A 20975-nucleotide genomic window follows, 5' to 3' on the forward strand; every position below is an offset into this window, starting at 1 on the left:
GCCCGCCGGGCCAAACCAAGATCCAAGTTGCGTCTTCCGCCAAGATAAGGCCTGAACCCCTGTTTCCGCCTTCCAGCGGAAGCTGATTGGGTTAATTTTCACCGCCGCGCGCAATCCTGCTATTCTGTTCGGCGCTTCACTCTCATGCTCAGAAACAAATACTTGCCGGCGACCGTGCTGTTGCTGGCTTTGCTGCTCATCAGCTGCAGCCGGCCGCCGCAGGACTCTGCGTCCGGCGACGCGAAGCAAGCGCCATCTCCGGCCGGAGCCAAATCGCCGGGCGGGCAGAGCGGGAAATCGTCGCCGAAAGCCGCCGCATCGCCTGCACCCTCACCGGCAGCCGACGCCACGGAGTGGAGTTTAACCACCGCGGTGGTCAACATCCTGGACAAGGCGCACCACACCGGTTCCATCGTCGAGCGCGGGCAGTGCGGCTCGCGCAACATTGTGCAGGTGTACAGCTTCCGTACGCCGGTGACGCTGGAGCCCATGGCCGCGGCTCTGAACGAAATCAGCCAGCGTTATCCTGACCTGCAATGGCGCGAAGCCGGCGAAGGCCGCGTACGCGTTACCGACGGTTCCGCGCGCGCCGGCTTGCTGAAAGTTCGCGTGAAAGAGTTTCTGGTGATTGAAGACCGCCCCCCGCAGGCGGCCCTGGCCGCGCTGTGGAAGACCGAAGAAGTTGCCGCGTACATGGCCAAGCGCCACGTGCGCTTCGCGCGCCAGACCTCCTCGCGTAGCGTGGCTCCGCGCAAGCAGCGTCCCACGGTGGTCCACATGAAGAACGCCACCGTGCAGGAGATCATGGACCGCATCGTGGATAGTTATCGCGCACCCGCCGGGTCCGGCCTGCACAAAGTGTGGGTGTATCGCGAATGCCAAAGCGGCGCGGAGACCGTGGTTGAAGTCAGGGTGCAGTGAAGTAAACGCCCAGTGAAGTAAAAGCGCAGTGGAGTAAGTGTGCGGCGCTGGGTTCTGCTGCCGTTTTTTCTTCCCTACAGCATCGAATCCCGATATCCTTCCCCATAGTGCCGGTGCGAATGACAGTTTTGGCGAGCGGGAGCCGGGGGAACTGCACAGTTCTCTCCAGCGACAACGCCAGTATCCTGGTGGACGCCGGTATCTCCTGCCGCGAGACCTTGAAGCGCATGCGGGCCGCCGGCGAAGACCCGGAGCGCCTGCAGGCGATCGTGGTCTCGCACGAGCACCAGGACCACGTGGCCGGACTGGACGTGCTGGCGCGCAAGCTGAAAGTTCCGGTGTACATCACCGAGTCCACGTACCAGCGGTGGCGTCGCGAGACCAAAGGCCGCGACGGCAAGCCGGTAACGCTGGAGCGTCGCGAACATTTCCAGGCGGGCCGCAGCTTCACCGTCGCCGACATCAGCGTGACTCCGTTTACCATTCCCCATGACGCCGCCGATCCCTGCGGCTTTACCTTCAGGACCGCGGGCATCAAGCTGGGTCTGGTGACCGACCTCGGCTACCTGGCTGCCAACGTAAAAGAGCACCTGCGCGGCTGCGACGGGCTGATGATTGAGTCCAACCACGACCTGGAGATGCTGCGCAACGGGCCTTATCCGTGGATGGTCAAGCAGCGCGTCATGTCCCGTGTGGGCCATCTTTCCAATACCGCGCTGGCGGAATTTTTTGCCAAAGACTATGACGGCCAGGCATCGTTCCTGGTGCTGGCGCATCTATCTGAACATAACAACCACCCCGAGCTGGCGCGGGAGTCGGCGTATCAGGCCTTAGGCGGCAAGATGAGCCTGTTCCGGTCGGCCTCCATTCATCTGGCCCACCAGGACAAGCCATTGCATCCCCTCTGCCTCGGGTGAGAACATAGAGGCAATCTTCCCCAGGGTATTGTGATATAGGGCTTGGATCTAGGGTAGTTCATGAGCAGCGTTTGTATTGACAGGGTCGTGGGTGAAATCCTTGCTGGCTGGCGGTACGACATTTCAGGCTTGGCGCCTGAAATGCGTGTTGACTACGAGCAGCATCTGGAGGAGTGTGCCCACTGCCGCGGACGCCAGGTCTTGCACCGCACCATTGATATCGGCCTGATGATTGTCGCCTCGGTTTCCGCCATCATGTTCCTGGTGGCGTTCGGCGCCGTCCGCCATTTTTCTCCCAAACACGCCATGATCCTGGAGTTGATCGCGCTCGCCGGGTTCCTGTTCTTCAGCATTGTGTGGCTGATTGTTGCCGTGGCCACCCCCGCCCCGGTGGTGGTGGCTGACGTGGCCCGCATCCAGGCGCGCCGCATCCATGAACGCTTGCCCAACAATATCAAGGACAAGCTGCCCAAATTACCCAAGAGTCTTTAGAAGAAGGTTTTTCTTTTTGGGGAATTTGTGGGAAGCGGGTTTTCTGAGTAAGGGTTGTGGGGCGAAGTCTGAAGTAATTCTCAAAGACGGCTAGACGCCAGCTTGCCAGCTTTCTGATTTTGCTCTTGTTTGTTTGGGCGAAACCACGATGGTAGTCGCCTACCAGACTCCGCTTTTGCTGAGTACTAAATACTAACTACTAAATACTTGCTAGATTTGTAAAGCTCCAATCAAGTCCGTAATCTTCTGCGCCCGATGTTCCACGCACCAGCGCTGTAGTCCATCCACAATTTTTTCTGTCGCGCATGGGTCCCAGAAGTTGGCGGTGCCGACTTGGACCGCCGCGGCCCCGGCCAGCATGAACTCCACCGCGTCGGTGGCCGTGCTGATTCCGCCCATGCCGATCACCGGTATCTCCACCGTATGCGCCGCTTCATACACCATGCGCAGCGCGATGGGTTTGATGGCCGGGCCGCTCAGCCCGGCGGTCACGTTGGAGATGCGCGGCTTGCGCGTGTCCGCGTCAATCGCCATGCCCACGAAGGTGTTGACCAGCGAGATGGCGTCCGCGCCGGCGTTTTCCGCGGCTTTGGCCATGGCCGGAATGCTGGTCACGTTAGGCGACAGCTTCACGATCAGCGGCCGCCGTGACGCCGACTTGCAGTTGGCCACCAGCTCTTCCAGCATGGTGCGGTTGGTGCCAAACACCATGCCGCCTTCCTGGGTGTTCGGGCATGAGACATTCAGTTCGTAAGCGGTGATGCCCTCGGCGTCATTGAGAATGTGGATGGTGTCTAGGTAATCTTCGCGCGTGTAGCCGAACACGTTGCAGATCACCACCACGTTGTTCTTGGCCGCCAGCTTGGGCAGCTTTTCTTCGATGAACGCGCGCGCGCCGATGTTCTGCAGCCCGATGGAATTCAGCATGCCCGCGGCGGTCTCAAACAGGCGGGGCGGCGGGTTGCCGACCATGGGCTCCCGCGACAGGCCCTTGGTGACAAAGCCGCCCAGCTTTTCCAGCGTGACAATGTCTTCAAACTCGATGCCGTAGCCGAACGTTCCGGCGGCGGCGATGATCGGGTTCTTGAAGGTGATCCCGGCAAAGCGCACGCTCAGGTCCGGCTTGCGGCGGCCAGTGTCTTTCGTCTCCGGCTTTTCCGGTTTCTCCGGTGTCGGCGATGTAGTCGTCGGGGTAGCCATCTTGTCTTTTTCTAGTTCAGGCCTTTTGGTTGAGCGCTGATTTAGTTCAAGTCTTAGTCTAAACCGTTTGCACCCCGGCGACGAACTTTGCCCGGTTCCAGAAGTGCTTGGACTGACAAGCATCGTGTGGCACAGCCGCCCCCGGCTGTGCGCCCACTACCGCTGGTGAGCTCAGAAGGATTATGTGGCAGGCCCTCTTGCCTGTGCCGGATTTCTGAAGATTGTGGACCGCAGCCGCCCCCAGCTGCGACGCGTCTCAGCCAACAGCCAAGAGCCAACAGCCAAAAGCCAAGACCCGAATGCATCTTTCTGTCAAAATTTGTAAACACTGCTCTTCGCAGGTGTCCTGGCGGAGATTCCCAGGCATCATAGTTCTGTGCCGCACCGACTCCCCTGCGAGGACCGTCAACCACAGTGATGCGGAATCTGAATCTCTGGCGCCCGGTCTTATCTGCCGTGTTGGCGGCCAAGCCGCGGGTCACGCCCTCGACGTCGGTCACATTTTTGCGCCACGTCGGCGGCATTGGCCTGGTTCCCCTGGCTATCCTCGACAGCTCCATCATTCCCACCTTTGGCAGCCTTGACTTGCTTACCGCCTGGCTGGCCGCGCTCACGCCCACCCTGTGGCTTTACTACGCTGCCATGAGCACCGTCGGCGCGCTGATCGGCGCGGTGATTACCTACCGCATGGGCAAAAAAGTGGGCACCGAGTGGATGGAGAAGAAAGTCGGGGCCAAGCGCGTACGCCAGGTGGACGCGTCCATCAAGCGCTGGGGCTTTGGCGCCATCTTTGTGCCTTGCATCGCGCCGCCGCCGTTTCCCACCTCGTGGTTTTTCCTGGGCGCCGGCGCATTCTCGTTCCCGATGAAGAAATTCATTATCGCTGTGCTGCTCGGCCGGTCGTTGCGTTACGGACTGCTCACCCTGGTTGCCGAGCATTACGGAAGCCACTTCCTGCGCTATCTTCGCCACCCCTCGCGCTACATCGTGATTTCGCTGATCGTCAGCGCGTCTCTGATCTTCGCGGCGTATCTGTTTTCAGGAAAAAGGAAGACTTCGTGGCGGGCGGCGACGACCGGAAGTTGACCATGAAACCTAACGCCTGGAGGACACGCGTGGCACAGGCACTCCTGCCTGCGCAGGTTTCTGAAGATCGTGCGCCTGGCCACCACGCCGGGGCTTTTTATCTCAGCCAATAGCTGATTAGCTTGTCGTTCGATTGCGCGCTTAGCACCAGCAATGATTTTGCCTTCTGCCGTTCCTTTGTGTTCCTTCGTGTCTTTTGTGGTTAAGCTCTTAGGTTACTCAAACCACCCGCTGCGATACGCCACCCACCAGCAGAGCACCACCAGGGGTATGGTCAGCGCCAGGCTCCAGTAGATGGACAAGGTGAAATCGAGCACCAGGCCGAGCGTGATGAACAGCAGCCAGAAAATCTTTCTCTGCATTTTCCGCTCAGCGGTTAGCTTCCGCGCCGGCGCTTTCTTGCGACGCCGATGTGTCTGCTTCGTCCCGAACGCTGGCCCGCGCCGCCGCGTATTGCCGCTTCAGGTAGGTGTCCACGGCCGCGGGCTGGTCGGCCAAGTCCTGAGGGAAGGAGATGCTGATGCGGTAGGAGAAGCCGTTGGATTTCTCCATGCCGTACAGCACGATGTTTCCGTCGCGGGTTTCATATCCGCTGAACTCGTAGCCGGCAGCCGCCACTTCCGGCGTCCAATGCTCGGTGAAGAGATGGTCCTGGCGATGGACAAACGCCAGCCGGCGATGCTTCTTGAAGATCTTGGCGAAGCGCGCGTTGAGCTCCGCTTCCGCGGCTTGCTGCAAGGCCAGCAGCTTCGACGTCCGGGCAGGCAGGTTCATGGGTACCTCAAAGAGGTAATCATAATAACCCGGAATAGCCAAGAAGGCAGGCCACTGCCACTTTGACCCCGACGATGTTTGTCTTGTTTTTGAGCGGAACTGACTGCGTGAGCCAACAAGGTAATTCAAACGCCCGCGAGCGGCCCGGAATTCTGAATGGGGCCCTGCAAACAATGCAAGGGACTGGACACTCGATCCGGGCCGCTGCTTACCGCCGGCCTAACGCTGCGTGAGCGAACTTTGTCGTGCCGAGCGGCGCGGGGAGATTGGAGCCTACGACTTGCTGGCCACCATCGGAGAAAAATGCTGCACGTAGTTCCACCCAGAGTGAAGCTTCTTCTCGTTCGGATGGCGATTCAGGATATGGTCAACGTCCTCCTGCACCTGGGGAATGAGCCCTGGATAGTCCAAGGGCCCGTACACCAGAGTGCTGAGGTCGATGGGCGTGGGCTGCCACTCGTCAGTGGCCGCGAGCGAGTAGATCTCGCGCACTGTTTCCAGCGCGCGTTGCGAAGTCCTGGCTTGTGAAATCAAGAAACGCAGGAAAAACGACCTGGCGGGATGGGGCAAATCCAACCCGAGTGCAAAGAGAATGAATTGTTTCGCGGTTTCGCGTGCCGGGTTCATATGTCGATCAACCTTTCCTGGCGTTTTGGAATCGCCAAAATTCGTGCTGAAAGCGTCCATCAGGAAAGCCCAAGCAACCAGATTTCATCGGCGCTCTCGCTGGGCATTTCGTCTGGCGGAATGCTGGCTTGCATCAGCAGCCTGGTGCGCAGCAAATCCGTGGTGGTCACGCCTGCGTTTTGCGCGAGATGAAGGGCCGTGGTCCGTTCCGAGGCGGGCGCGGAGCCGTTTATCAGGCTGACGCCGGCAAGTCGCCGGGCGGCATCTGCGCGCCGAGGAAGCGCGTTGTGCAGGGTCTGGGGGAGCGTATGTTGTTGTGCGCTAATCATGGGGTTCCATCCTAATTTTTTGGAGTCAAGAGTCCGGGGCTTGCTGTTTTTCCGAATGTCTCTCGCTGGGTGGGGATTGTGGACTGAACCCACCGTGCGTGCCATGTTGCCGCGCAGTTCGTCATGGATCTTGACCTGTTTCCAAATTGGCCAGCACAAATTGCAACCAGGAGGGATCGCGCTGCACCATCAACCGGCAGCGGTTCATGTTTGGCCATTCTGTCCGGAATATGCGTGGCGACCGAATCGGACCAGTGGCCCTTCGTAACGCTTGACAGAAACTATTAGTAGTCCGAGAGTACAGATCATATAACGACCGGACAGCACGACTCCGGTCTGCCGCAAGCTTTGTCCAGCCTGTAACAGACACGGTCAGGCCCCCTTGTTGACGTCCGTGCCGAACATCATCAAAAAGGAGCATCATTATGATCCCCCAAGATCTCGAGGCGACGCTGTTTCAAGCTCTGGTTGACCGCAACATCGAGGGTGGAAAGGCTCTCATCAACAGCAATGCCGCCTTGCTGCATGCTGTAGATCCCGGCCATCCGGCTGCACCGTTCTTGTTTCACGTGATGGCGGGCTGGGCCGAGTACTCCCCGACAGCCTGTAAAGTCGCTCAGCGACTGAATTCGGCTTACGGCGAGAAAGGTTGGCCTGCCCTCACTGGCTACGACTGGTGCTATATTGAGACTGCCAAAGCCTCACTCGCGTTGTACGAGGGGCGCGAAGAGGACCTTCTAGCGTCATTCAAGTGGATCACGGACAATGCCTCGCGCCTCGATCCCTGCCATGAGGTGCGGGGTACGGCGGCTTTTGTCTACGCACGCTTACACAAGAAGCGGGCCAACTACCTGGAAGGCTACAACTTGATCCATTCGGCGATTTCTCACTACCAGCAGGCCGGACTGCCGGGCATGGTGGCTGCCGCCAAGGTTACCCAGAGCTGGCTCCTCATGCAACTTGGCCGGCAGCAGGAAGCAAACCAGGGTTGGGAAGAGTCGGCTGAATACTTAGCTGAAAAGGCGGACTATACACTTCGGGCCAACATACTTTTTGCCAAGGGACGCCGTCTTTGTCGCATCGACCAGGAAGTGGAGGCGCGCAAGTTCTTCGAGCAAGCCGCCGCTTTGTACATCCAATGCAAACCTCCGCACCGTAATATCCGCCGCGTCTTCATTGAGCTGGCGAACCTGCTGCATCGACAAGTCCGTCGGGAGAACGATCCTAAGACCCTCTCAGAGTTGCGGCGTCAAGCGGCTTACTATGTTCAATCCGCTGCGGAATGCTTGAAGGAGGAGGTCATTGATGCCCGCAACCAGGTCCGGCTGCTGCACGCGCAAACCAATCTGGCGCTCTATGGCCAGCCCGCCAGTATCTTCAATGCCCGCACCCTGGCCCGCGAGGCCTATGAGCTGGCGCTGCAGCGCGATGACCGGCTGATGATGGCCCGGGCGCGCTATAAGCAGGCGGCGATCGAGTACCGAGACGCAAACTCGAGATTCTGCAAGAAGCCGCCGGAAACTCGCTTGCTGGCTTGCCGCTATGCAATGGTGGCCCTGGAGCTTGCTCGCGACCTCCGCAACGACCGGCTGACAGCCCGGATCCATACGCTTCTGGGGAATCTGCTCCTCGAATTCCCGTTTGCCTCCCGTGCCCGGGCCACGCAAGAGTGGGAGGATGCAGTGGAGTGCATGAAGGAGCACGAAGACTTTGATTATGTGGCCAAGCGGATCGAGGAGCTGGAAAGAAAGCTCGGTTCCTCAAGATGCAACCGGGAGATACCGCCGATTTTCGAGGTGACGGAGCGGGCTTTCGAGCAGCCTTTGGAAAAAACCATCCAGCAGGTGGAGCATGCGATTGTGCTGGCGTTGGTCGATTTGCTCGGACCCAACGCCAACGCCATCAAGGACCGGCTCCAGACGGGGCGCAGTCGAATCGAGAAGCATCTCGACAAGCCCCAGCGGCACACCAAAACCACCGTGCAACCGCCTCAGGGACAAGAGGTGATTTACCGGGTGACGAACACCGAAGCCTTCACCCAGCCTCTGGAGGAGACCATCAAGGCCGTGGAGCGGGCTATCGTCCTCACGGCATTCATTCGTCTGGGCGATAAAGCGGCGGTGCGGGAGCTGTTGGGCGTGCACCCCAGGCGCATTGACCGCCACGTCCCTGATCCGGAGGTCCTGCTGCGCAAGAAGTGACTCTGGCAGCTGGCCTGGGCACTGGACAATTCGGCGCGTTACGTCGCAAAGCCTGATGGTTCGGGTTCAAACTGCACCTGTTGCAGCCCGCAACCTGCACAAGGAGGTAACGCGCCGATGGAAAACTTTAGAAGACTTATTCAGTTCCTGCCCCTGACGCTGGTGTCAGTGGTTATCACTTACTTTCTTTTCTCTGCGGTCATCAGCCTGTTAGCGCCGCAGGTGAAGCGCACGGCTCAATCGGCCGTTTCATCAGTCACAAGTCAATAAGCTACAGAAACAAATGCCGGAGCGGCCCCGGTGCCGCTCCGGGCCGAAGCAGGCTCAATGGAGGGATATGCGGTTAACTGGTAGGCTGTACATCTATGCTTGACCTTGCTTTTGTTCGCGACCAGCTGCCCCAGGTCGAGGAGATGCTGCGCCGTCGCGGCCAGGACCCGGCGGTGCTGGCGCGCTTCCGCGAAATTGACGGCAAGCGCCGCCAGCTCATCACGCAATCGGAAACTCTGAAAGCCCAGCGCAACAAAGCTTCCGAGGAAATTGCCAGGCTCAAGAAGTCCGGACAGGACGCGAGCGCGCAGATGGAGCAGACCAAACAGCTGCGCGAGCAGGGTGACACGCTGGAAAAACAAGCCGGAGATACTGACCAGGAACTGCGCACCCTGCTGGCCGGTGTCCCCAACATGCCGCATGAGTCGGTGCCGCTGGGCAAATCGGCTGATGATAACAAGGAAGTCCGCAAGTGGGGCGCACCGCCGCAGTTCAGCTTTGCGCCCAAGCCGCACTGGGAACTGGGCGAACAGCTGGGCGTGCTGGACATGGAACGCGCCGTCAAGCTGAGCGGAGCGCGTTTTGCTGTCTATTGGGACCTGGGCGCGCGCCTGGAACGCGCGCTGGCCAACTTCATGCTCGATCTGCACACCCGCGAGCACGGTTACACCGAGGTGCTCACGCCTTACATGGTGAATTCGGCGTCCATGTACGGGACCGGGCAGTTGCCCAAGTTCGCTGACGACCAGTTCCGCATCGAGAAGCATGACCTGTGGCTGATCCCCACGGCGGAAGTGCCGCTGACCAATCTCTATCGCGACGAGACGCTTGACGCCGCGCGCCTGCCGCTGAGCGTGACCGGATACACGCCGTGCTTCCGCAGTGAAGCCGGTTCCTACGGCAAAGACGTGCGCGGCATCATCCGCCAGCACCAGTTCCAGAAAGTTGAGCTGGTGAAGTTCACGCGTCCGGAAGATTCTTACGCGCAGCATGAACAGCTCACGCGCAATGCTGAGACCATCTTGCAGAAACTCGGCCTGCATTATCGCGTGATGTTGCTCTGCACCGGCGACATGGGGTCTAGCTCAGCCAAGACCTACGACCTGGAAGTCTGGCTGCCCGGGCAGCAGCTCTATCGCGAGATTTCGTCGTGCTCGAACTTTGAGGCTTACCAGGCGCGGCGCGCCAACATACGCTACCGTCCGGAAGGCTCCAAGAAGAGCGAGTTCGTGCACACGCTGAACGGCAGCGGACTGGCCATCGGCCGGACGTGGCTGGCGATCATGGAAAACTACCAGCAAGCCGACGGCAGCGTAATCGTGCCAGACGCCCTGCGGCCGTACATGGGGACGGACAGGATCACGAAGAAGAACTTTTGATTGCCAGAATTGCCAAGATTGCCAAAATCGCCGAGATTGTGCGTGCTGCGGACAGGATCGAAGATTCAAATTTTAAGAACGCCCGCTTTTGGCAATTTTGGCAATCCTGGCAATTCTTGAATAGCCACCAACAGCTTCTATACACTTAACGTATGTCTCGCATCTGGCGCACCATCAAGGGCTATCTGTTCTGGACCTACGACCGGGGCAGCTTTCACTATGATGTGATGGTCACCATCATCCTGTTGTTCATCTTCCTGGCGCCGCGGTTTATTGACTTCAAAGACCAACCGGCGGCCCAGACGGCGCATCTAACTGTCACACTCGACGAAAATAATGGCTTGGTCTTCCAGGCCGATGCCGCCGCGGTGGACGCGCAGGATGTGGGCATGGTGCGCGCGAATTTCCAGCGCGTGATCCGTCCCGTGGCCGGGACGCTGACCATCGATCACGTTGAGCCGGTGCGCGACGGTACAGGCCACATCGTGGCCTATCGCGCCTGGGCGCGAAAGTAACGCGATCGCTGCGGCGCGTTGCAGGCGGCAATCCATTCCACAAAAGTTTTCCGTGAGATTGATGCTCTTGAGAATGAAAACGAAACTATTACCGGTGTTAGTGCTCAGCTTGGCGTGGGCGGGCGTGGGCATAGCGCAGAAGGCGTCCCCGGCGCCTGCATCGGCGGTCTCCTCGGCGGCCGCGTCTGCGCCTAAGCCGCCGTCGCCCCAGGACGATCTCAAACAGGTCCTGGCGAAGATGAACCAAGCAGCAACCAGCTTCAAATCCGCCCAGGCCGATTTCGAGTTTGATAACTTCACCAAGGATTTCGACGAGCACGACATTCAGAAGGGCCAGATCTACTTTCGTCGCGCCGGCAAGGAAGTGGACGTCGCCATTCATGTAGCGTGGAAAGTGACGAAGTTTGTCCTCTACAAGGACGGAAAAATCAGCCTGTACGAGCCGGCAATCAACCAGGTGACCGAAAAGATTGTCGGCAAGAACAAGTCTGACGTGGAAGCGGTGATGAACCTGGGTTTCGGCGGCAGCGGCGATGAACTGGTCAAATCATTTGACGTGACCATGGAAGGATGGGAAACCGTGGACGGAGTCAAGACCGCCCGGCTGCGGCTCGTCGGCAAGTCTGAGGATTTGAAGAAATTGTTCAAGAGCGCCGTCTTATGGATTGATCCGGAAAGAGACGTCCCGCTAAAGCAGCAGTTCTTCGCCAGCGTCGGCGACTACCGCCTGAACCACTACACCGGAATCAAGCTGAACGCCAAGCTGGGCAATGATCTTTTCCAGCTAAAAACCAAACCCAATACCCAGATTGTCCGCCCTTAGCAGGCCGCCCTTGCGGTACACTGGTTCCATCCCGCCGGGGCGGTTTGCGGAACGCACCGCTCGTTGCAACGTGGCATGGTGGTTTGTGCTTTGGTCCGCAACAAGCGGGACGGCGCGGGCATCTCAGTTGGTAAGGGTTCCTGGTTCTTCATGGCTAAAGTTTTCACCATCCCGGTCATGCCCGATCCCAGCCGCCGCCGGGGAAAGCAACGCAAAGACGATCCTCGCTTCATTGACGGACAACGCGTCCTGGTCAACGCCATCAAGTACCTTACCCAACAGGACCGCGGCCAAAACCGCGCCGCCATCCTGCTGCTGTCAGAGCACTTTCGCACGCGTTTCAGAATGTCTGACCATCCGGCAGATTCTCCGCAAAAGCTGCCCAAGTCTGATTGAAATTCATTTCCCATGGCCGCTTGCGGGGGGAATTCCGCCCTTAAACCATCGCTCCAGCCATCGCCGCTCACCTGATTTGTGGGTTGGTTCTTCCAACCGCCAATCCTCGCTCGAACCACTGCTTATCCCGTTCCTTTTGTTCGCGACTGCCCCGATGAGCCCCCAGCCGGAACCCCTTTGATCCAGACATCTTAGGAAATCAGGACCCATCCTCAATTTGCAGAATACGTAATTCCATATATGCACCTGGGAAAGGGTACAAAATTTAGCATGAACTGCCCTTTAATTCGTCTGTAAACTATTGATTTTAAGCGTATTTAAGTAAGGCATGATACTTGCACTTAGATTCGGTCAGGCGTGTGTATTCGCTCTAACACCGGGGGTATCAACAAAGCCTTGAAAGCCCGCCCCCTAGGCATTTTTTTAAAGACAGTAAACACAAAATCACCACAAATGGAGATGCAAAGGATGAATCGTAAACTGCGCGACGTATTAATCCTGGTCGCTTGTTTGGCATTGATCTGCATCCCGTCCTTTGGTCAGACCCAGAAGGGTTCACTAGCTGGTACAGTGACTGACCAACAGGGCGCGGTTGTGCCCAATGCTCAAATCAAGTTGACCAATACCTCTACCGGTATTGCCATGACAAGCACTACCGATAGCACCGGCTCCTTCCGGTTCAATTTGATTCCGGCGGGTGAATACAAGCTGGAAGCTGCAGCGCCGAATTTCAAGACCTCGGTGCAAACCGGCCTCATCGTTTCCGCCGGCCATGACACCGGCGTGGGCATCATCAAGCTGACGGTAGGCGCTCCCACCACCACGGTGGAAGTCACCTCGGAAGCTCCGCTCGTTGACACCACAGCAGCCCAGGTTACCAACACCTTCTCCGGCGTGGCCCTGTCAACGTTTGCCGGCGTGCAAGAAAACGAAGGCTTGGACCAGCTGGCGTTGTTTGTGCCTGGCACCAACTCCAGCCGCGACTCGTTCTTCTCCAACGCCAACGGCGGCAACGGCTTCAGCGTGAACGGCATCCGCGGCCGCAACAATGACCAGCAGATTGACGGTCAGAACAACAATGACAACAGCGTGGGCGGCCCCGGACTGTTCGTGACCGACGCCGAGTTTGTCAACCAGTACGTGCTGATTACCAACCAGTTCGGTCCGGAATACGGCCGCAACGCCGGTTCGGTAGTGAACATCGTGACCAAGTCCGGCGGCAACGCCTGGCACGGCAGCGTATTCGGCAGCGAGAACAACTCGATCCTGAACTCGCTGAACAACTTCCAGAAGAACTCGGACATTTGCGGAACCGATTGTCTGACCAAGCCCCCGCGCCTCAACGATGAATTCGGCGGCTTCACCATCGGCGGTCCCATCGTCAAGAACAAAGCATTCTTCTTCGGCGGTTTCGACCAGGAACTTATTTCCCAAAAGAGCGTTTTCACCACTAGCGCTCTCACGCCGACGCCAGCCGGCCTGGCGGCCCTGGCGGCTTGCTTCCCCACCAGCACCAGCTTGCAGGCCCTGACTGCGTTTGGTCCTTACGGCATCGCGGCCGGCAGTCCGACGCCCCTGGGCACTCCGGTAGCGGCGGTGGGCGCGTGCCCGGCTGCTTCCTTTGCCGGTGTAACCCGCACGGTTCCTCAGCCTGATCACATCTTTGACTTCATCATGAAGACGGACGTGCAGCTGAGCAAAGACACCATCATGGGCCGGTACATTTTCAACCGGAACAACTTCTTCAACGCCGGCGACAACGGCGCTGCTGGATACTTCTTCAACGTGCCCGCGCTGAGCCAGGCCACCCTGCTGAGCTGGACGCGCAACTTGAACGCCCACATGGTGAACGAAGCTCGCGTATCGTTCGGTCGTCTGAACGTGGAATTCGGCGGCAGCATCACCGGCCCGGCTTCCCCGGTTGCTGGTCAAATTGACACCGCGCTGGCCAATGTTCTGTTCAACTCCGGCACCCTGCTCGGCTTTGGACCGGCCACCAACATCCCGCAACAGCGCATTGTGAATACCTGGCAGGCCCAGGACAACTGGAACTACGTAATGGGCAAGCACCAGTTGAAAGCTGGAATCAACTGGACGTATCAGCGCTCACCCAACATCTTCCTGCCCAACATCAATGGCCAGTACCGTTTCAGCAGCTGGACCAGCTTCATGAACAACGCTCCCAACCGTATCCGCATCGCCAACGGGCCGTCCTTGCTCGATTTCCGCGAGTATGACACCTTTGCGTACGGCGGCGACGATTGGAAGATCCGGCAGAACCTGACCATTCAGCTGGGCTTGACTTGGTCTTACTACGGCCAGCCGGCCAACATCTTCAATGACATCACGGTTCCGCGTGAGAGCAACCCGGCAACCGCTTTCTGGGGCTCCACCGAGCCGGTGGGCAATCCTCCAGGATCCGGTGGCCCGTTCCTGAACCCCGGCGCGGCCATTCCGCTTTCGGCCCGCACGGTTCCTCTAATTCCGGCGCCCAAGAACAGCTTTGGTCCGGCCGTGGGCTTCACCTACTCGCCTCAGTGGGGCGGCTTCCTGACCGGCGGAGCCGGCAAGACCACCCTCCGCGGCGGCTATCGCATGTTGTACGATCCGCCGTTCTACAACATTTACCTGAACGTCTCCACGTCAGCGCCGGAAGTGTTCCTGCAGACCTTCAACACCGCAGCCACCCTGGCCGGCAAGACGTTGCCTGCCGTTCCGACAGGTCCCAACATCCGCGGCCTTCTGGCTCCATCTTTGCAGAGCGGCGTGTTCGATCCTCGCACGTTCGCCGAGACCCAGATCACTCCCAACTTTGGTCCTGACAAGGTCCAGAGCTGGACCCTGGGTATGGAGCGCGAGCTGACCAAAAACGCGGCCATTGAACTGCGCTACGTCGGCAACCACGCTTACAACCTGTTCCAGACGGTTGACGGCAACCCCATGGTCGGCACTGGCGTCGCATTTGGTGGTCCCGCGCCAGGATTGATCGACGATTTCCCGAACCTGGTGCCCGCGGGCGTGACCGCTTGCCCGGCTGCCCAGGCTTTTGCTCCGGTGGCGATTGGCCGTCAGGATTGCAATAACGGCATCAACCGCACCCGCACCAACACCGGGTACTCCAACTACCACGCAGCCCAGGTGGAATTCCGCGCCAACAACCTGTTCAAACAGTTGACGGTCCGGAGCTCCTATACCTACAGCAAGACCCTGGACAACGTGAGCGAAATCTTCTCAACCTTTGGCGGCGGTAACACCAGCTTTGCCGCTCAGAACCCGACCAACCAGGTCAACGGGCCTGGCGAGTACTCGTTCTCCGGTCTGGATTATCCGCACACCTGGAGCATCTTGTTCACCGAGCAGCTGCCGTTCTACAAAGAACAGCACGGCTTGGCCGGACACATCCTGGGCGGCTGGTCGGTTTCCGCCAACTACTTGATCGCTTCCGGTCAGCGTTACACACCTGCTCAATTCGGTTCAGCCTTCAGCAGCGCGAATGGCGACTATTATGACTTCGGGTACATTGCCAACTTCCCGGGTATTGATACCGCCCATCCGTTCATTGGCAACCTGAGCGCTCCCGTCACCGCAGTCGGCATTTTCTGCGGAGATGCTCTTAGTTCCGCCACCTGCGCCGGCGCAGGGCTGACCGACACTACGCTCATCAGCTTGAACCAGCTGAACGGTCCAGGCAACATCACCACTGTCACCAAGGACCAGGTTCGGTTCATTATGAACGCCTTTAATGCGCAGACTATTTTCGGAACTCCGTTTGGCAACGCGCCACGGAACCCGGCTCAGGATGCGCTCACCAACATCGCGAACGTGTCCATCTTCAAGACCGTGAAACTGGGCGAGCACGCTAACTTCCAGTTCCACACCACGTTCCTGAATGCCTTGAACCACAACAACTACACCAGTGTGGATCCGTTCATTGACGATGCGGGTCTAACCGGTGCGTTCAACGGGTTTGGCGATGTCACCCAGACTCCGAGCGTTACCCGCCGGATTATCTTTGGCGGCAAGCTCACTTTCTAACTTTTCGTAACCACTCTTCGCCCGCCGGCTTGTCCGGCGGGCTTTTTTATTTCCCTTCATCCGCCGTCCGGTTAAAATCTCTTTCATGAGCGACGGAAAGGGCCGCGCCGTGCCTGCCGGCCTGAAACTCCCCATCTATCTGGACAACCACGCCACCACGCCGCTGGACCCTGGGGTGCTGGACGCCATGCTGCCCTACCTGACCGGAAAGTTCGGCAACGCCGCCAGCCATAGCCACAGTTTCGGCTGGGAAGCCGAGGCCGCGGTGGAAGCCGCGCGCATGCAGATCGCCGCGTGCATCGGCGCGTCACCGGCGGAGATCGTGTTCACCTCCGGGGCCACCGAGAGTGACAATCTGGCCATCAAAGGCGTGGCGGAAGCCTGTCAGGACCGGGGCGACCACATCATCACTCTGGCCACCGAGCACAAAGCCGTGCTCGATAGCTGCAAGCGGCTGGAGAAATACGGGCGCCGCGTCACCTACCTTCCAGTAAAACCCGATGGCCTGATGGACCTGGACCAATTCTCCCGGGCTTTCGAAGACCGCACCGTTCTGGTGACCATCATGGCCGCCAATAATGAAACCGGGGTGCTGCAGCCGCTGGAGGAAATAGGCAAGATCTGCCGACAGCGCGGCGTGCTCTTCCACTCTGACGCAGTGCAGGCCCTGGGGAAACTGCCGCTGGATGTAAACCAGACGAACCTTGATCTGGCGTCGCTGACGGCTCACAAGTGTTATGGCCCCAAAGGCTGCGGCGCGCTCTACGTGCGCAGCCACCCCAGCGTGCGCGTGGCGCCCATGATTGACGGTGGCGGCCACGAGCACGGCATGCGCTCAGGCACGCTCAACGTAGCCGGCATCGCCGGTTTCGGCAAGGCCTGTGAAATCGCCCGCCAGGAGATGGCGGAAGAGAGCTGCCGGATGGCCGGACTGCGCAATCGCCTCCGCGACCGACTGCTTGCGGAATTGGACGAAGTCACGGTGAACGGCAACATGGAACACCGCTTGCCCGGCAACCTGAATGTAAGTTTTTTGGGTGTGGAGGGCGACGCGCTGATGGCGGCCGTCAATGACATCGCCGTTTCCAGCGGTTCGGCCTGTTCATCGGTGAAGGTGGAGCCGTCTTACGTCCTCAAGGCTCTGGGTTTGAGCGACGAAGCGGCCAATGCGGCCATACGCTTTGGCATCGGCCGCTTCAATACGGAAGCGGAAATTGATTACGCCGCCGGGCGAGTGATTGACGCGGTGAAGAAGCTCCGCCAAGGCTCGCCGCGGTACGCCAGCGCCAAGCGCGGCACGGTCTTCGGGAAAGGCCTAGGCAGCCCCTAGTTGCCGCGCATTTTCTTTACGTTCATCGCTATCAGCGAAAGAAAAGTCAGGCCCAAAGAGGACAGCAGCGCCGCCACGAACCGTTGCGCTATTGGCATCGCGACGATGAATTGAAGCCCGGTCTCCGTCCCGGGGCTGCGGAACAATTCCGCCAAACCAAACAGCGTCAGGAAAAATGCTGCGAAGATCTGCAATGCCAGGAAAATGTTGCTCAAGTATCCTCCCTCGCCTCTACGAACGCGATTGTATGCTACCCGTGCTGCTGGAGCACAGCGGAATCTTTTACGCCGGCCCGCCTCATTTGGTGACCGGCTGGGTTTCTTCCAGCACTACCTCGCGCAGAAACCGCGCAGCTTCTTCCGGCGGCGTAGGGTTGATGTAAAACCCCGTGCCCCATTCAAACCCGGCAATCTTGCTCAGCCGGGGGATGATCTCCAGGTGCCAGTGGTAATAGTCGTTGGCGTTTTCCTGGATGGGCGAAGTGTGCAGCACCAGGTTGTAGGCGGGATCGTCCAGCAACTGAATGGACTTGTTGAGCACGGTCTTCAGCATGCGCGCCAGGTTTTCATACAGGCTGGAAGGCGAATTCTCAAACGCTGACTCGTGCCGGCGCGGCAGGATCCAGGTTTCAAAGGGATAACGCGGAGCATAGGGGCACAGGGTGATGAAGTCCTGGTTTTCCGCGGCAACGCGCACCCGCGCCTCCATCTCCTGGCGCAGGATGTCGCAAAAGATGCAGCGCTCTTTGTTGGAGAAATACTTTTTGGCGCCTTCCAGCTCTTCTACCACCTGCTTGGGCAGAATCGGCAAAGCGATCAACTGCGAACACGGATGGTCCAGGGACGCGCCCGCGGACGCGCCGTGGTTCTTGAATACCATGATGTACTTGAAACGCCGGTCCTGTTTCAGGTCCAGGATGCGATCGCGGAAGGCCCACAGCACATCTTCCACGCGCTTGACCGGCATGCTGGCCAGGGTCTCCATGTGGTTGGGAGTTTCGATCACCACTTCATGCGCGCCGATGCCGTTCATTTTGTCGAACATGCCGTCAGCCTGGCGGTCAAGATCGCCCTCAATACCCAGGGCGGGGAACTTGTTGGGCACCACGCGCAGGTTCCATCGGGCTTTGTTGTGGCCGTTTTCGCTGGGACGGTAGGCCATGATCTCCGGAGGCGTCTTGTCTTCATTTCCGGGACAAAAAGGACAGAAAGCCGGGGCCGTGATGCCGGCATGCTCGCGGGAAAAATCACCGGGCCGCTTGGACCGGTCGGTGGAGATGATTACCCAGCGTCCGGTGATGGGATCTTTTCTGAGCTCAGGCACATACACTATCTTACAACCGGAGCAGGCGCGAGGTCATGCGGAACCCGTCGGCGGGGCATCAGGCGGGACGGAAGGCGTCTTTAAACAACGCAATCTCCGGCTTCTTGCCGGTCTCCAGATAGACGCTCACAATATCGAACCGGTGCGCAGGATGGCCTTTGATCTGGCGCAGGAACTCGCGGGCGACGTGCGAAAGGTCGCGCTGTTTCTCCGGATCAACCGCGGCTTCGGCGGGCTGGACCGCGCGCGTGGTCCTGGTCTTGACTTCGATGAAGCACAGCGTATCGCCTTCCCAGCCTGCCAGGTCAAGTTCGCTGCGGCTGCGCGGGCTGCGGTAGTTGCGGGCGATGATGACGTAGCCATTCTCGCGCAGATAGAAGTAGGCTTCTTCTTCTCCGCGACGCCCGGTGCGCAGATGCTCGGGCTGGGCTTTCCCGCCGGGCAGGATGCGCGCGGCGGAATCAAGGGCGCGGAGGGCGAAGCGGACAATCTTTCCCGATCGAAGCATAAAAACAGGCCGCGAATCAACGCGAATGAACACGAATCATAGCAAAGCTAATGCTGGATTCGCGTTTTTTCGCGTCAATTCGTGGCCAAGTTTGTTACTGCTCTTTTTCCACAATTCCGATGCACTCTTCCAGCACGTCCATGGCAATGTCCGCCTGCTCCGGCGTCAGGATCAGCGGAGGCGCGATGCGGATGGAGTTTTCCCCGGCGCCCAGGAACAGGATGCCGCGTTCAAACGCTAGTTCCACGATGCGGTCACGTTCGTCGTGCGCCGTGGCGCGGGTGGCCTTGTCTTTCACAATCTCCACGCCGATCATCAGGCCGCGCCCGCGGACGTCGCCCACCATGGGATGCTTTTGCATCCACGGAGTGATGCGCCGCAGAATGTGATTGCCCACAACTTCCGCGTTGCGAATGGCGCCTTGCTCCAGAACGTTCATGGTAGCCAGCGCCGCTTCAATACAGATGGGGTTGCCGCCAAAGGTTGACGCGTGCGAACCCGGCACCCAGTCCATGATTTCCGCGCGGGACATGGTGATGCCCAGCGGCATGCCGGAAGCAATGCCCTTGGCTACGGTGATAATGTCCGGCTCCACGCCGGTGTGCTCGATGGCCCACATCTTGCCGCTGCGTCCGGCGCCGCATTGCACTTCGTCGGCCACCAGAAGGATTCCGTGCTTGTCGCAAATCCGGCGCAGTTCCTGCATGTATTCCTTGGGCGCAGGCACGTACCCGCCTTCGCCCTGGATGGGCTCGATGAAAATCGCCGCGCACTCTTCCGGTGGCATGATGGTCTTGAAGATGCGGTCTTCAATGAAGCTGACGCATTCCTTCAAGAACTGCGCTTCCGTCTGGCCCTCCGGACGGCGGTAAACATACGGGTACGGCGCGTGCACCGCGCCGGGGACAACAGGGAAGAAGCGGCGGCGCTGCTGGACCTTGGAGGCCGTCAGCGAAAGCGAGCCCATGGTCCGGCCGTGGAACGCGCCGTAGAATGCGATGATGCCCTGGCGCTTGGTGTGATACCGCGCCAGCTTCATGGCCGCTTCCACCGCTTCGGTGCCGGAGTTGCCGTAATACACGCGCACCGGCCCGGACATGGGCGCGGTGTTGGCCAGGCGCTCCGCCAGGGTGATCATGTTTTCGTAATAAAAGTCCGTGCCGGACATGTGGATCAGCTCGCCCGCCTGCTTCTGGATGGCGGCCACCACCTCCGGATGGCAATGACCGGTGGAGCAGACGGCGATTCCCGACGAAAAATCCAGAAACTCGTTGCCGTCAACGTCTTCAATGATGCAGCCGCGGCCGCTCTTGGCCACCAGCGGATAAGAACGTGTATACGAAGGCGAAATGTACTGCGCGTCGCCCTTCAGAATCTTCTGTGCATTGGGGCCCGGCAGCTTGGTGCGAATCTTGGGTCCAGCGCTAATGGATGGCGCGGCAGGTGTCATCGTTGTGGTCGGCATAGTCATCCTCTTTGAAAAAAACGGTTGCGTGTGGATGCATTCAGCATAGTTTCATGGAAACCGGAACAAAGCTGAAGGAAAAACAGAGGGGGACTTGATGCCGGGATTAGTCGCCGGCGAAGAGGTTGGCGCGCGCGTGCGACGGCAGCACCGCCAGGTAGCGGCGCGGGCAGACCAGGAAATCCACCCAGCAAGCCAGAGACCGCTCCGGTGAGTTGAGTGAAAACCAGGATGTGCGCGCATTCTTCATGGTCAGCCATCATTATACTGCTAAATTACGATGCTTTTGGCGGTTACTATGGTGCCGTGGGCTACTAAATTGATGCCTTTCGCATTTTTTCGCATCGTAGAACGTGCGGTGCGCGTCAGATGATAGTAGTTTCC

At 59.1% G+C, this 20975-nt stretch carries 21 protein-coding genes; 11 read left to right on the plus strand and 10 right to left on the minus strand.

Translation table 11 applies throughout. From position 1 onward, the window contains the following. Nucleotides 1-144 precede the first annotated feature (144 nt). The 3 genes from LAO20_09745 to LAO20_09755 all read left to right on the plus strand — a co-directional run bounded on the left by LAO20_09745 (nt 145) and on the right by LAO20_09755 (nt 2330). Complete coding sequence (locus LAO20_09745) at nt 145-921, plus strand: hypothetical protein (protein MBZ5531702.1); 777 nt, start codon at nt 145-147, stop codon at nt 919-921. 119 nt (nt 922-1040) lie between these two features. Continuing rightward, nucleotides 1041-1838, plus strand: coding sequence for an MBL fold metallo-hydrolase (locus LAO20_09750; GenBank protein ID MBZ5531703.1), 798 nt, complete (start codon nt 1041-1043; stop codon nt 1836-1838). Nucleotides 1839-1898: 60 nt separating this feature from the next. Beyond that, nucleotides 1899-2330: a hypothetical protein gene (locus LAO20_09755; protein MBZ5531704.1), complete on the plus strand. Its 432-nt coding sequence runs from the start codon at nt 1899-1901 to the stop codon at nt 2328-2330. Nucleotides 2331-2540: 210 nt separating this feature from the next. Here the strand turns inward: LAO20_09755 and LAO20_09760 are convergent, their stop codons facing one another. After that, entirely contained in the window at nt 2541-3530 is a 990-nt protein-coding gene (locus LAO20_09760; protein MBZ5531705.1) for a dihydroorotate dehydrogenase, read from the minus strand. Between the two features lie 417 nt (nt 3531-3947). Between LAO20_09760 and LAO20_09765 the strand changes: the two genes are divergently transcribed. Next, nucleotides 3948-4616: a VTT domain-containing protein gene (locus LAO20_09765; GenBank protein ID MBZ5531706.1), complete on the plus strand. Its 669-nt coding sequence runs from the start codon at nt 3948-3950 to the stop codon at nt 4614-4616. A 215-nt stretch (nt 4617-4831) separates the two neighbouring features. Here the strand turns inward: LAO20_09765 and LAO20_09770 are convergent, their stop codons facing one another. From LAO20_09770 to LAO20_09785, 4 genes are all read right to left on the minus strand, one after another. Further along, nucleotides 4832-4978 carry a hypothetical protein gene (locus LAO20_09770; GenBank protein MBZ5531707.1) on the minus strand — a complete coding sequence of 49 codons (147 nt, stop codon included), beginning with the start codon at nt 4976-4978 and terminating at the stop codon, nt 4832-4834. A 7-nt stretch (nt 4979-4985) separates the two neighbouring features. Next, complete coding sequence (locus tag LAO20_09775) at nt 4986-5390, minus strand: hypothetical protein (GenBank protein MBZ5531708.1); 405 nt, start codon at nt 5388-5390, stop codon at nt 4986-4988. Nucleotides 5391-5663: 273 nt separating this feature from the next. Further along, on the minus strand, nt 5664-6017 hold the full coding sequence (locus LAO20_09780) for a hypothetical protein (GenBank protein ID MBZ5531709.1): 354 nt from the start codon (nt 6015-6017) through the stop codon (nt 5664-5666). 59 nt (nt 6018-6076) lie between these two features. After that, nucleotides 6077-6346, minus strand: coding sequence for a hypothetical protein (locus tag LAO20_09785; GenBank protein MBZ5531710.1), 270 nt, complete (start codon nt 6344-6346; stop codon nt 6077-6079). 425 nt (nt 6347-6771) lie between these two features. Between LAO20_09785 and LAO20_09790 the strand changes: the two genes are divergently transcribed. The 7 genes from LAO20_09790 to LAO20_09820 all read left to right on the plus strand — a co-directional run bounded on the left by LAO20_09790 (nt 6772) and on the right by LAO20_09820 (nt 17295). Continuing rightward, nucleotides 6772-8547 (plus strand): hypothetical protein, encoded by a 1776-nt coding sequence (locus tag LAO20_09790; GenBank protein MBZ5531711.1) that lies wholly within the window; start codon nt 6772-6774, stop codon nt 8545-8547. Nucleotides 8548-8912: 365 nt separating this feature from the next. Continuing rightward, a complete protein-coding gene (gene serS / locus LAO20_09795; protein ID MBZ5531712.1) occupies nt 8913-10196 on the plus strand; it encodes a serine--tRNA ligase in 1284 nt (427 codons plus the stop codon). A gap of 152 nt (nt 10197-10348) precedes the next feature. Next, nucleotides 10349-10711, plus strand: coding sequence for a hypothetical protein (locus tag LAO20_09800; protein MBZ5531713.1), 363 nt, complete (start codon nt 10349-10351; stop codon nt 10709-10711). Between the two features lie 73 nt (nt 10712-10784). Next, entirely contained in the window at nt 10785-11534 is a 750-nt protein-coding gene (locus LAO20_09805; GenBank protein ID MBZ5531714.1) for an outer membrane lipoprotein carrier protein LolA, read from the plus strand. Nucleotides 11535-11684: 150 nt separating this feature from the next. After that, nucleotides 11685-11930, plus strand: coding sequence for a hypothetical protein (locus LAO20_09810; protein MBZ5531715.1), 246 nt, complete (start codon nt 11685-11687; stop codon nt 11928-11930). A gap of 570 nt (nt 11931-12500) precedes the next feature. Continuing rightward, the gene (locus tag LAO20_09815; protein MBZ5531716.1) at nt 12501-15965 is read left to right on the plus strand and encodes a TonB-dependent receptor; all 3465 of its coding nucleotides are present in this window, start codon (nt 12501-12503) and stop codon (nt 15963-15965) included. Between the two features lie 121 nt (nt 15966-16086). Next, complete coding sequence (locus LAO20_09820) at nt 16087-17295, plus strand: IscS subfamily cysteine desulfurase (protein ID MBZ5531717.1); 1209 nt, start codon at nt 16087-16089, stop codon at nt 17293-17295. On the opposite strand, the gene LAO20_09825 is transcribed toward LAO20_09820, so the two are convergent. From LAO20_09825 to LAO20_09845, 5 genes are all read right to left on the minus strand, one after another. After that, on the minus strand, nt 17292-17489 hold the full coding sequence (locus tag LAO20_09825; protein ID MBZ5531718.1) for a hypothetical protein: 198 nt from the start codon (nt 17487-17489) through the stop codon (nt 17292-17294). The two genes, LAO20_09820 and LAO20_09825, sit on opposite strands and share 4 nt — an antisense overlap. Before the next feature lie 103 nt (nt 17490-17592). Next, nucleotides 17593-18618 (minus strand): galactose-1-phosphate uridylyltransferase, encoded by a 1026-nt coding sequence (galT, locus tag LAO20_09830; GenBank protein MBZ5531719.1) that lies wholly within the window; start codon nt 18616-18618, stop codon nt 17593-17595. Between the two features lie 58 nt (nt 18619-18676). Then, on the minus strand, nt 18677-19126 hold the full coding sequence (locus tag LAO20_09835) for a YraN family protein (GenBank protein ID MBZ5531720.1): 450 nt from the start codon (nt 19124-19126) through the stop codon (nt 18677-18679). 94 nt (nt 19127-19220) lie between these two features. Then, nucleotides 19221-20591 carry an acetyl ornithine aminotransferase family protein gene (locus LAO20_09840; GenBank protein ID MBZ5531721.1) on the minus strand — a complete coding sequence of 457 codons (1371 nt, stop codon included), beginning with the start codon at nt 20589-20591 and terminating at the stop codon, nt 19221-19223. A gap of 106 nt (nt 20592-20697) precedes the next feature. After that, nucleotides 20698-20841, minus strand: a complete 144-nt coding sequence (locus tag LAO20_09845; GenBank protein ID MBZ5531722.1) for a hypothetical protein — start codon at nt 20839-20841, stop codon at nt 20698-20700. Between the last annotated feature and the right edge of the window lie 134 nt (nt 20842-20975).

Source organism: Terriglobia bacterium, from assembly GCA_020072815.1.
GTDB lineage: Bacteria > Acidobacteriota > Terriglobia > Terriglobales > Acidobacteriaceae > Angelobacter.